The following is a 12,609-nucleotide window of genomic DNA, read 5'->3' as shown; positions in this document are numbered from 1 at the left end:
GACATTCGCGTTGCTCTTTGTGGTCAGAGCATTCCTAGACGACTCGTGTCATCGCGATATCTCTGCCCAATGTATCCAAAATACAAAATCCATTGTCAACTGACTTGCACACGCTAATTTGAACAACCCGTTAACAAGGCGGATACCCCCACACGTTCGGCCTTTTGGGTCGTTCGGGCAAGAGGATAATCACCATGACCTAACGGCCCATGTCTTGCTACGTGACAGCGTGCCGGCCGCCATCGCAGGTCAAGATACAAGAGATCAGTTGGCGCTCAGTGCGAAAAAGTGGGCGTAACCCCGACAGGTGGCCGTTCATTGATATAGGCACCGATACGGTCCAAAAGCGGTCGGCGGGGACAGCCCGGACGCGTTGCCGCGCCCAGGTTTCGCAGATTGCCCGGGCCTTCGAACGGGACAAAGCACAAAGGCCACTTGTCCCGTTTGAACTGTTCCGCCGCCAATGCCGAGACGATGGTGCAATCATCAGAGTGGCAGATATGGCGGCAGATCGTCTCGAACCGAAGCGCACTTAGATCAAACCGCTTGCTGGCCCGGTTCGAGGGGTCTGATTCAGGCAACCGGTCTTCCAGTTCATAACCAAAACTATGGGGAAGCCGGATAAAATCATGCACCGGCACATCTTCTGGTGCGATAGATGGCAACATGCACAGCGGGTGGCCCTCGCGTACGGCCAGAAACAGGGGTTCAGACCAGATCGAGGTGAAATCCAGCGCTTCGCTGTTGTTGACCTTTGCCACCAGGGCGACGTCCAGCGTATGATCTTCAACCATTTGCAACATGTTCTGTGGCAGATCTTCAACCATGGTGACACGCATGTTGGGAAAAAGCGCGCTGAACAGCTCGGAAAAATACTGCGTCAGATAGGGGGCCAGTGTCGGGGTCATACCGATATTGAAAGGCACTGCCTCGGGGTTGCGAAACTGAGTCGCGGTATCGCGGATGTTCTGTGCGTCTTTCAGGATGCGCTCGGCAATGGCGATCACGCGATTGCCACAGGCAGTGGGGCGCACTTCGCTATTCAGGCGCAGGAACAGATCCGTTCCCAATTCCTGTTCCAGCTTCTTTACCTGATTAGACAAAGCGGGCTGCGAGACATTGCAGGCCACAGCCGCCTGACTGAACTGACCGTGTCTGGCAATGGCAAGCACATATTCCAGGTCTCTGAAATTCATGGTTTTGGGCCCGTGATCCGTTTCCCGATCCCGCTGGGGATGCCCTTTACATACGCCAACCGGCGCGCCGCTGCAGGAAATCGGCATCACAATCACTGACAAAACCGTCAATCCGCGCCATTGAATAGAAGGGCACTGCGGAGACACGCCACGTAACCAATTGAAAAGAAACGAGGCACGGTGGCCAGATATCACGCCATCCGTGACTATTTGTATTGGTTATACCGCCAATTCGAAGGATGAATTTTAGCTGCGCCGTGGTGGTGACTACCCCTTTGCTACGTGGAATGCCCAGACCAGCGGGCGGACCGCATTACGCAAACCCATGATGGAGTCCCCCATGCTGTCCCAACTTATGGAAAGCTTACGCGCACGTCTCTTAACCACGTCCACATTGGCGCAAGAGACCAGCCGCGATGGCCAAACCCTTTTGAACAACTTTTTCCAAAGCACGGTTGTCGATGACACTCCGGCCTTTGTGCTAGCCAATGATTTCTCGCGCCTGCTGAACTTTGGTGAGATAGTCACCAACAACGCGGTGGCCGCGGTGAAGGCGCAGGGTGAAGATGTCGACATCTTCAACTTTGCCTCGGGCCGGATCGAAGCAAATAACGGTCCCGAAGTTCTGGCCACCGGCGTTCAGGTGACCGGCAGCGCCGCAGTCCGAAACTTCGGAGAGATAGCCGGGGAATTTAACGGAGTGCAGTTTGCCGGGCCTGACAGCTCTGGCAGCCTGGATAATTTCCGCGGCGGCGTGATCAGTTCGGACAGTCGTGCGGTTGATATTCAGGGTCAGGGCATTGATGTGCGCAACTTTGGCGACATCATCGGCACCGGCGATCAGCGCAACGGCACGATCTATACCAACAGCACCGCCGAGGATGTTTCGATCTCGAACTTCTCAGGCGCCACGATTGATGCCGGTGACGGCAATCAGGGCGCCGGTATTTCGCTGCAAGTCGGTGATGAACTCGGAGACCGCGTGGAAACCGACGTGTTCAACGGCTTTGGCGCGACCATTCAAGGCCGCGGTCAGGCGGCGGCAAATACAGGTCTGGCCGGAGACGGCATCCGCATCGATGATGGTGCAGAAGGTGCCATTCTTGAAACCGAGATCAACAATAGCGGTCTGATTTCGACCGAAAGCAATCAAGGCACCGCCGCCGGTATTCGCATTGCCAATGGCGCAAATGCCGAAGGTGAGATTCTGAACACCTCGACCGGTGTGATCGAAGGACCTCGCAACGGTCTCTATATCGGTGAAGGCGAACATGATCTGGATGTGCTGAACTTTGGCACCATCCAATCAGGCAGCCGCGCGGTTAATATCGACGGCTCCGGCGTTGATCTGGTCAATGGCGGTGACATTCTGGGCTCTGGCGATCAGCGCAACGGCACGATCTACGCCGACGACACCGCGACTGATTTCTCGATCAACAACCTGGCAACCGGCTCAATCGATGCGGGCGAAGGCAACCAAGGCGCTGGCGTTTCACTTTCCCTGTCTGCCGAAGGCAATGGTGAGGTCGAAGTGACCAACGCAGGCTCCGTCGCCGGTCGCGGCAATGCAGGCGCTGGTCTGGGCACCGCCGGAGATGGCATCCGTCTGGAAGGCGCCCGGCTGGAAGGCGGCGGCTTTGGCCCTGCTCTGTTCACCGGAACGATCACCAACACAGGTTCGGTCTCGTCCGAAGGTGCAAATGGCACTGTCGGCGCGTTCCGCGCTGTTAACAACGTCAATTTCCAAGGCCAACTGGTCAACGAGGAAACCGGCGTCTTTTCGGGTGGTCAGAACGGTGTCTACTTTGGCACAGGCGATCATTCGGGCGGGTCCTTCGTCAACCGGGGTACTGTCACCTCGGACAGCCGCGCGCTGAATATTGACGGAGAAGGGCTCGAGGTCATCAACGAAGGTGACATTCTGGGCACCGGCAACCAGCGCAACGGTACGGTTTATGCCGATGGTACCGCCGACAACTATACCTTTACCAACACAGGTCTGGTTGACGCAGGCGAAGGCAATAACGGCTCAGCCGTCTCGTTGCAAACCGGCGATGTGTCTGGGGATGTGGTCTCGGCCGCTGTCGTCAACGAAGGCACGCTGCAAGGCCGCGGAGACGCCGCAGAGGGCAACCAGGTGGGCGATGGCTTGCGCCTGTTCACCAGCCAGGATGACGCGTCCTTTGCCGGAGTTGTCGTCAACGAAGGTCTGATCGCGGGATCCGAGGACTCGGACGCTGCGGCGGGCTTGCGCGTTGATGGCGGTCTGAACCTTGTTGGTGCCGTCCTGAACGAGGGTGAAATCCGCGGCACGGTCAACGCAATCGACGCCTCGGACGCAGGCACCGTCACCATCGTTAACGACGACGAAGGCGTGATCAACGGTGACGTTCTGCTGAGCGATAGCGACGATATCTTTGTCGATCTGGGCACTACCAATGGTGACATCGACGGCGGCGCAGGTGATGACGTTCTGATTGCCGGCGATGCCGACAATGTTCTGACCGGTGGTCTGGGCAATGACTTCATCGACGGTGGAGACGGCATCGACACGGCCGACTTCTCGGATCTGGACGTCGCGGTCGAGGTTCGTCTGGACGCCAACGGCAATGGCACCGCCACCCGCGATACCGGGTTCAACATCTCGGTCACCGATGCGGTTATCGCGGCACCGGATCAGTTCGGGTCCAACATTGCCGATGGTGCCGGTTTTGTTGAGCAGGCGGTTCAAGGCAACCTCTACTACAACATCCACACCAACCAGTTCCCGGCGGGTGAAATCCGCGGGCAGCTATCGGTCGACAGCGACGTGACCGAAAACGGTATCCGCACCGTTAGCCTGAGTGGCGGTTTGGACGCGGCGCAAGAGCCAGGGCCGCTGTCAAACAGCGAAGCGACCGGTGAGGCCACCGTTGTCATCACGCAGAACCTGAACACTGGTGAGGTCACCTATTCCAGCGAGCTGAGCGTTGTTGGCATCAGCGAAGCAGAGCTGGGCACCCCAATCCCCGGCACCGTTTCGGCGATCCATCTGCACAATGCTCCGGCGGGCGTGAACGGCCCGGTGGTGCAGGACACTCTGGTCGACGCAGGTGCAACGCTGGATGTGAATGCGACCGGCGGCACCGGTGTCCTCGGTCAGGACGTTGTCGAAAACCAGTTCGAGACCGACGTGCTGCAGTCCATTGAAAACGTCATCGGGTCCGATGATGGCGACGTGATCGTCGGCAGCGATCTGTCCAACGTGCTGAATGGCGGCGCGGGCGGAGACCTGATCTCGGGCGAAGGTGGTGATGACATTCTCATCGGCGGGCTGGGGCGAGACACGTTCTCGTTCGGTGAAGACTTCGGCAATGACGTGATCAAGGACTTTGAGATCGGTCGCGATCAGCTGCAGTTCGGCGACCTCGGCCCCGATTTCGGCGGCGCGGTGAATGTTGCGCAGGATGGCAATGACACCCTGATCACCTTTGGCAACGAAGGCTCGGTCCGTCTGGCTGGAATCAACAGCGCAGACCTAACCGAAGACGACTTCGTCGCCTAAGCGATCCACAACGGGGCGGTCTTGTGGCCGCCCCGCTTGCCAAACCGGAAAGGGCTATCCGATGTTCCAGAATTCCAATCCCGTCAAAACCGCCTGGGGATCGCTGCGCAAAGGCTTTGTTGCGGTTGCGATCTTCAGCCTGTTCCTGAACCTCTTGATGCTGGCCGGGCCGCTATACATGCTGCAGGTCTATGACCGGGTTCTGACCAGCCAGAACATAGACACATTGATCGCCTTGTCCGTGCTGCTGGCGGGGGTATTCATCGTCATTGCGTGCCTCGACCTGATGCGGATGCGCATTCTGGGCCGCCTGGCCGCCCGGTTCGAACTCAGCGTCGGCGCGCCCGTCCTGAGTGCCGCCATGCGCCGCCGGGTTCAAGGAGAAGCTGAGGCAGGCGAAAACCTGGTCGAGGATGTGAACGGGTTCCGCGAATTCATTTCCGGCACCACCCTGACCGCCTTTTTCGATGCTCCGTGGATACCCATCTATCTGATGGTTCTTTATGTGCTGCACCCGTTTCTGGGTCTGTTGGGTCTGGCCGGAGCGCTGACCTTGACATTGATGGCGCTGATCAACAACGCCCGATCCCGAGGCCCGATGCAGCAGGCCGCGCAGGCACGAGGGCGGTCGGATGCGCTGTTCAAGATCAGCGACAGGAATGCCGAACTGGTCCATGCGCTGGGTATGAAATCCGATCTGGTACGCCGCTGGACCGCGCTGCAAACTGACGCGCATCAACACAAAACCCGCGCCGCTGATCGGGTGGCCAGCTTTTCCGTATTGTCCAAGACCATACGTATGGGCCTGCAATCAGCGGTTCTGGGGATGGGTGCGGCACTGGCCGTGATCGGCGAGTCCACCGCAGGCGTCATGATTGCCGCCACGATTGTTCTGGCTCGTGCACTTGCGCCGATTGATCAGTTGATCGGGCAGTGGCGCACTTTTCTGGCTGCACGCGGGTCCTATAGCAAAATCAAACAATTGACCGAAGATTTTGCCGAGGCGCCTCCAAACCTGAACTTGCCGCGTGCGTTCAAATCGATGGACGTCCGCATCGCTCAGGCAGGCCCTCCGCTTGCGATCAATGCCACCATCCGGGCGATTGATTTCAGCCTCACGGCCGGGGACGTTCTGGCATTGATTGGCCAGAGCGGTTCGGGCAAGACCACGCTGGGCAAGATGCTTGCGGGCATCTGGCATCCGCAACGGGGCGAGGTTCTGCTGGACGGCAGCCCGATGTCGAAATGGAACCCCGAAGACTTGGGCAAACAGATCGGATACCTGCCACAGGATGTCGAGCTGTTCGATGGCACAATCCGCGAAAACATTGCCCGGTTCTCCACCGCGATCGACGATGCCGAGGTCCTGCGTGCCGCGCGCGAAGCAGGGGTTCACGAACTGGTCAGCGGTTTGCCCGACGGGTACGAAACCAGGCTTGGCCGCGGTTTTTTCCTGTCCGGCGGTCAGCGTCAGAGGCTGGCTCTGGCACGTGCGCTATACGGTGATCCGTTTGTTCTGGTTTTGGATGAACCCAACTCGGATCTGGACGCCGAGGGCGAACAGGCCCTGCGCGATGCTTTGCTGGCCGTGCAGGAACGCGGCGGGATTGCCATTGTCATGACGCATCGCCCAGCCACGCTGCAGGCGGCGAACAAGGTGATGGTGTTGCGCAATGGCAATCAAACCCAATTCGGCGACAAGCAAGACGTTCTGAAAGTCAATCGCCGCAACGTTCTGGACAAACCAACACAACCGGCACCCAGCCGGGTGGATGAAACTCAGATCACAGGAGCGGCCCAATGACTGACCTGGTCAAATACTCAGCCCCTCGAACTGCCGTGGGATTTCACGAGGCACAACTGAAAGAGATTTCTGACAGTTCCCCTGGCATCGCCCGCTATGTCCTGTTCGGCCTGTTCACCCTGGCGGTATTCGTCGGCGGCAGCGCCTATTGGGCCTTTGCCTCGAAACTCGATGGTGCCGTGGTTGCACCCGCATCCTTTGTGGTAGAGGGCCAACGCAAAACGGTCGAACATCTGGACGGCGGCATAATTCAGTCGATCCTGGTCACAGACGGCCAATTTGTGCAGGCAGGGCAGCCTCTGGTTCAGCTCGACAGCACCGAGATTAACGTGGATCTTAGCGTTCAGGGTAGCCAGTTGGGTGAGCTGTCGGTTCGCCGCGCGCGCCTGCTGGCGCAAATGAGCGGGCAGAGCCAATTTGAAGAAACCACCGCCCTGGCGGGATTCCGCGAAGGAATGGACCGCCTACATTGGGTGTCGCCCTACCTGACCCAGAAACAACTATTTGACGCCGAAGCCCGTGCCCGCCGGACCGAAGCGCAGATCAACGCGCAACGTATCGCGGGCCTACGCAACCAGGTCACGGGTCTGGACGAACAGCGCCGCGCGGCCCGGAACCAGATCAAGATCACGCGGGTTGAGTTGTCCAACTTAGAGACGCTGTTGAATAAGGGTCTGGTCGCCGTCACGCGGGTCAGCGCACGGCAGATCGAGTTGGAACGGCTGGCTGGCGTTGACGCATCATTGCGCACCCAGATCGCCCAGGCCGAAGATCAGGTGCAAGAGTTGGAGCTGTCCCTGCTCAGCCAGCAAAAACTACGCGATGAGGTCCTCGCCGGAGAGTTGGCTGTTGTTGAGGCCCAGCTTGATCTGGTTCGACCGCAATTCGCGGGCACGCTGGCACGCCTGAAGCGAACACAGGTTCTGGCCCCGACCAGCGGACGCGTTGTGAATTTGGAAGTGTCAACCAATGGCGGGGTGATCCGCCCGGGTGCGCCGATCATGGATATCGTCCCAGCCGATCAGGCCCTGATCGTCGAGGCACGGGTCAAGACCGGCGATATTGACAAGCTGCGGATCGGTCAATCCACGCGCATCCGCCTGTCGGCCTTTGCGCAAGCGGACGTGCCCGAAGCTGTGGGGCATATCTTCGACATCTCAGCCGATGCGCTTGAGGATGAACGCACCGGCGAAGCCTATTACAAGGCGCGGGTAAAGCTGAATGCCGAACAACCGCGAGACGTGGCCGCATTGGAACTGGTGCCCGGCATGCCCGCAGATTTGTTCGTCAATACCGGCGAACGCGCCGTCATAAGCTATCTGTCGCAACCCATAAGCGACCGGTTGGCCAAGACCTTTATCGAGTGATTTTAGCCGCCTGCGTCCGAGACTTGGGCGCAGGCATTTCTGAGATCGTTGTCCCGATCCAACCAGTATCAATGCGTGCTTAAGTGTCAGACGCCGTAACGCGCCATGAACATGTCCACTGCGTGCAACGCGATCTCATCAATCTCGGATTGTTTGAAATTGGTCTGGATGCCCAACGCGGCTTTGGTCCAGAAGCGAACCTTGCACAGTTCTGAGAACTGTTCGGCTGCAATCTGAACATCTTCGATAACCAATTCGCCTTTTTGAACGGCCTTTTCCAAATATTCGACCATATGACGCTGGCCATTCTGAGGTCCGGATTCGTAAAACGCCTGGCCCAATTCAGGGAACCGATCCCGCTCGGCCACGCAGATACGAAACACCTGCTGCGCGAAATCGGACACTAGAAATGCGGTTAGTTGCGTCGCCGTGATCGTCAACACTTCGCGCGCAGGTTTGGAGTCGTCGATCATCGAAATGACTCTTTCAGCCATACGCTTGCATTCGGTCTGGGCGACTTCCATGAACAGCAGACGCTTGTCGGGGAAATAGCTGTAGAGCGTCGCCTTGGAGACGCCCGCCGCCCGCGCGATGTCATCGACGCTGGCACCTTCGAACCCATCCGCCATGAAAACTTCTCGGGCTCCGCGCAAAACCTGATCGAATTTGCGGCCCGTGCGAAGGATGGCGGCTGTCTGAGTCATGAGCTCTCCTAGGGTTAGTGTTCTCCTCAAACTATAAACCGATCAGTACAGATACAACGATTCGCGTTGTCCCGTTGCGTAACGGAATGTGAATTCTGAATGTTTTGCCCCGCAAACCCGCGGCTTCCGGTCGTTGTCGTTCAAGGCTTGCTGCGCGGTCAAACGATGCTAACACTTTGGGCATGGTCGAAATATTTCTGCGCACGCTTCCGTTTTTTGCAATCATCGGCCTGGGATACTGGGCCGGGCGCAGCCGCTTTTTCACCGAAGACGCGACAGCCTATCTGACAAAGTTCGTGTTCTATTTCGCACTGTCGGCGATGCTGTTTCGCTTTGCCGCCACCCTGCCCTTTGCCGACATTTTCAACGGTCGGCTGATGGCGGGCTATCTGCTAGGAACTCTCGCCGTGTATGGTCTGGCAACTGGAGTGGCCTGGGTTCGCAGGCTTGATATTCCTACCGCGGCGGTCGAGGCCCAATGTGCCGCCATCGGAAATGTCGGCTTTCTGGGACTACCGATGCTGGCGCTGTTGTTGTCCGAGGCCGCCATTGGGCCGGTCATGCTGGTTCTGACCGTTGATCTGGTGGTGTTTTCGTCCTTGATCGTGATTTTGATCAACGCGGGGCGCGACGGACGGCTGACCCCGGCAACGTTGCGCCTGATTGGGTTGGGATTGTTGAAGAACCCAATGATCGTTTCGATTTCCGCAGGGCTTCTGTGGTCGGCTGTGCAAGTGCCGGTTCCGGCGGCACTCAATGATTTTCTAACCATTCTGGGCGGGGCGGCCACACCGGGGGCTTTGTTTGCAATTGGGGCCTCTTTGGCGTCCAAGTCCGCCGAACGCATTCAGGTTGCGGCATGGCTGAGTTTTTGCAAGTTGGTCATTCACCCGGCTTGTGTGGCCGTGGTGCTGCTGTGGTTGATGCCCGTCGATGCCTTTTCCGCCACGGTCGCAATTGCGGCAGCGGCGCTACCGGTGGCCGGAAATGTTTACATGCTGGCGGCCCACTACCGTGTGGCCCCGCACCGGGCCTCGGCAGCGATCCTGCTGTCGACTGCGGTCAGTATCCTGACCGTGCCGGTGGTCATCGCCTGGGTTGGGACGCTCTGAGCCAAAGCATTCAAAAAAACGCGCACCGAAGTCGTGCGGCCTTTACGCGGCGTCCTTGGATCGTTAGCCATAACGCGATCTAAATTTAAGGACTCTGCCAGATGGAAACCCTTTCGGAAAACGCCTGTTTCGGTGGCGTGCAGGGCGTCTACCGCCATGCGTCGTCAGCCTGCCAATGCGACATGACCTTTGGTCTGTTTCTACCTGCCGAGGCAAAGGACGGCCCGGTTCCCGTCCTGTGGTATCTGTCTGGACTGACCTGCACCCACGAAAACGCCATGACCAAGGCTGGTGCGCAGGCCTGGGCAGCCGAACAAGGCATTGCCGTTGTGTTCCCCGATACATCGCCCCGGGGTGAAGGCGTGGCCGATCACGATGACTATGATCTGGGTCAGGGCGCTGGATTCTACGTGAATGCAGCGCAAACCCCTTGGGCGCCGCATTTCAACATGTGGGACTATGTGGCCGAGGAACTGCCGAACCTGCTGGCGGAAAACTTCGCCATCGACATGGAGCGTCAGGCGATCACCGGTCATTCGATGGGCGGCCACGGGGCGCTGACGCTGGCGATGAACCTGCCGGGTCGGTTCCGGTCGGTTTCGGCCTTCGCGCCGATTTCGAACCCGACCGGCGCGGATTGGGGACGCAAACAGCTGAGCGCCTATCTGGGCGATGACGAAGCTGCCTGGGCCAAGCACGATGCCTCGCTGATGATGAAAGAGGTTGGCTTTGACGGTCCAATCCTGATCGACACCGGTGCCAGTGATCAGTTCATCGACCTTCTACGCCCCGAGGCGCTGGCGACAGCCATCGCGGAACGACGCCAGCAGGCAACCTACCGTTTACAGCCGGGCTATGATCACTCGTATTTCTTTGTATCGACCTTCATGGAAGACCACATCACCTTCCACGCCGAAGCGCTGTACGGGGACTGACGGATGAGCAAATTTGACTATGACCTGATCATCATCGGGTCAGGGCCATCAGGGCGTTCTGCGGCAATCCAGGCGGGCAAACTGAAACGTCGTGTGCTGGTGATTGACCGCAAAGACCGATTTGGCGGCGTGTCGGTTCATACCGGCACAATCCCCTCGAAAACCTTGCGCGAAACGGTGCTAAACCTGTCCGGCTGGCGCGAGCGCAGTTTTTATGGCCGGTCTTACCGGGTCAAGGATCAAATCCGCGCCGAAGACCTCAAGGCGCGTCTGCACATGACGCTGGATCACGAGGTTGACGTGCTGGAACATCAGTTCAACCGCAACCACGTGGAAACCCTGAACGGTCTGGCCAGGTTCGTCGGCCCCCATGAGATTGAGGTCGCCACTGATGCCGGTGAAACCACACGCCTGACTGCAGCCAAGTTCCTGATCGCCACCGGGACCAAAACCTACCGCCCGGATTACGTGCCCTTTAACGGCAAAACCGTGGTCGACGGCGATGACTTTCTGGAAATGGCCGAGATTCCGCGCTCGCTTGTCGTGATCGGCGCGGGGGTAATCGGCGTTGAATATGCCACGATGTTCTCGGCACTGGATGTGCGCGTGACTCTGATCGAGCCGCGCGAAACCTTCCTTGATTTCATCGACAAGCGGTTGATCCACGATTTCACCCATCAAATTCGCGAAAACGGCGTCGATCTGCGGCTGGGCTCTGCCGTGGAAAAGATCGAGGACACAGGGGATCATGTCGAAGTCACACTGGATAATGGCCGCCATGTCCGTGCTGAAATGCTGCTGTTTGCGGCCGGGCGCATGGGTGCGACCTCGGCGCTGAATTTGAACTCAGTTGGTTTGGAGACGGACCATCGCAACCGCATCAAGGTGGACCGTAAAACCTATCAGACCACTGTGCCGCATATCTATGCCACCGGCGATGTGATCGGGCACCCGTCGTTGGCCTCAACTTCGTTGCAACAGGGCCGTGTCGCGGCCTGTCATGCGTTGGACACCCCCACACTGCCAGAAAGCCCTTGGTATCCATATGGCATCTATTCGGTGCCCGAGATTTCCACCTGCGGTATGTCCGAGGAAGAATTGGAGGAACGCGGCATCCCATATGAGGTTGGTGTCGCACGATTCCGCGAAACCTCGCGCGGGCATATCATGGGGTTGGAGCATGGCATGCTGAAAATGCTGTTCTCGCTGAAAACCCGCCGGGTGCTGGGCGTGCAGATCGTTGGCGAAGGGGCGACTGAGTTAATCCATATCGCGCAGGCGGTGCTGAACCTGAAAGGCACGGTGGACTACTTCGTGCAGAACACGTTCAACTACCCGACCTTGGCCGAAGCCTACAAGATCGCCGGTCTGGACGCGTTCAACCGGATGCCGATCCCCGAAGAGTTCAAGGTGCGCAAGAAACCCGCAGAACCCGCCAAGAAACAGGCCAAGAAGGCGTGACCACCCTGTATGTCGATGGCGATGCCTGTCCTGTGAAGGCCGAAGCCGAGCGGGTGGCGACACGCCACAAGGTGCCGATGGCGTTGGTCTCGAATGGTGGGTTGCGGCCATCGGCCAATCCCCTGGTGCAGGTCGTCATCGTTGCGGAAGGCGCAGACGAGGCGGACAAGTGGATCGCCGAGCGTTGTGGGCCTGGGGATGTGGTGGTGACCTCGGATATCCCTTTGGCCGCCAAATGCGTTGAAGCCGGGGCACGCGTGCTGCGCCCAAATGGTGAAGCGTTTACGGCAGCCAATATCGGCCAGCAGCTAGCCATGCGCGATCTGATGGCCGACCTGCGGGCAGCCAATCCGCTGGGGGCTGGTGGCGGAGGCAAACCTTTTGGCAAGGCGGACCGATCGCGGTTTCTGGATGCGTTGGAACGTGAACTGCGCGCAGCGCGACGCCGGTAACTCTCCCGCCCGTTGGCGACGCATCGATGATGCG

General features: G+C 58.7%; 9 protein-coding genes. 7 read left to right on the top strand and 2 right to left on the bottom strand.

What is annotated here, in order from left to right; translation table 11 throughout:
* Nucleotides 1-275 precede the first annotated feature (275 nt).
* Nucleotides 276-1,196 carry a LysR family transcriptional regulator gene (locus ACR0LY_RS09260; protein WP_170350057.1) on the bottom strand — a complete coding sequence of 307 codons (921 nt, stop codon included), beginning with the start codon at nucleotides 1,194-1,196 and terminating at the stop codon, nucleotides 276-278.
* A gap of 340 nt (nucleotides 1,197-1,536) precedes the next feature.
* On the opposite strand from ACR0LY_RS09260, the gene ACR0LY_RS09255 reads away from it, so the two are divergent.
* The 3 genes from ACR0LY_RS09255 (at nucleotide 1,537) to ACR0LY_RS09245 (ending at nucleotide 7,911) form a co-directional block, all read left to right on the top strand.
* Entirely contained in the window at nucleotides 1,537-4,740 is a 3,204-nt protein-coding gene (locus tag ACR0LY_RS09255; protein WP_170350056.1) for a beta strand repeat-containing protein, read from the top strand.
* A 61-nt stretch (nucleotides 4,741-4,801) separates the two neighbouring features.
* Entirely contained in the window at nucleotides 4,802-6,544 is a 1,743-nt protein-coding gene (locus ACR0LY_RS09250) for a type I secretion system permease/ATPase (RefSeq protein ID WP_170350055.1), read from the top strand.
* Entirely contained in the window at nucleotides 6,541-7,911 is a 1,371-nt protein-coding gene (locus tag ACR0LY_RS09245; RefSeq protein WP_170350054.1) for an HlyD family type I secretion periplasmic adaptor subunit, read from the top strand. Before ACR0LY_RS09250 ends, ACR0LY_RS09245 begins: the two co-directional genes overlap by 4 nt.
* Nucleotides 7,912-7,997: 86 nt before the next feature.
* Here the strand turns inward: ACR0LY_RS09245 and ACR0LY_RS09240 are convergent, their stop codons facing one another.
* Entirely contained in the window at nucleotides 7,998-8,615 is a 618-nt protein-coding gene (locus ACR0LY_RS09240) for a TetR/AcrR family transcriptional regulator (RefSeq protein ID WP_170350053.1), read from the bottom strand.
* A 182-nt stretch (nucleotides 8,616-8,797) separates the two neighbouring features.
* On the opposite strand from ACR0LY_RS09240, the gene ACR0LY_RS09235 reads away from it, so the two are divergent.
* The 4 genes from ACR0LY_RS09235 (at nucleotide 8,798) to ACR0LY_RS09220 (ending at nucleotide 12,575) form a co-directional block, all read left to right on the top strand.
* Nucleotides 8,798-9,727 carry an AEC family transporter gene (locus tag ACR0LY_RS09235; protein WP_170350052.1) on the top strand — a complete coding sequence of 310 codons (930 nt, stop codon included), beginning with the start codon at nucleotides 8,798-8,800 and terminating at the stop codon, nucleotides 9,725-9,727.
* A 101-nt stretch (nucleotides 9,728-9,828) separates the two neighbouring features.
* The gene (gene fghA, locus ACR0LY_RS09230; RefSeq protein WP_170350051.1) at nucleotides 9,829-10,662 is read left to right on the top strand and encodes an S-formylglutathione hydrolase; all 834 of its coding nucleotides are present in this window, start codon (nucleotides 9,829-9,831) and stop codon (nucleotides 10,660-10,662) included.
* A gap of 3 nt (nucleotides 10,663-10,665) precedes the next feature.
* Nucleotides 10,666-12,123, top strand: a complete 1,458-nt coding sequence (gene sthA / locus ACR0LY_RS09225) for a Si-specific NAD(P)(+) transhydrogenase (protein ID WP_170350050.1) — start codon at nucleotides 10,666-10,668, stop codon at nucleotides 12,121-12,123.
* Nucleotides 12,120-12,575 carry a YaiI/YqxD family protein gene (locus tag ACR0LY_RS09220; protein WP_170350049.1) on the top strand — a complete coding sequence of 152 codons (456 nt, stop codon included), beginning with the start codon at nucleotides 12,120-12,122 and terminating at the stop codon, nucleotides 12,573-12,575. Before sthA ends, ACR0LY_RS09220 begins: the two co-directional genes overlap by 4 nt.
* Nucleotides 12,576-12,609: the final 34 nt, after the last annotated feature.

The organism is Ruegeria sp. BC5, from assembly GCF_056539205.1.
The sequence above is the reverse complement of the archived record's forward strand: the minus strand, read 5'-3'. Positions and strand labels throughout refer to the sequence as shown.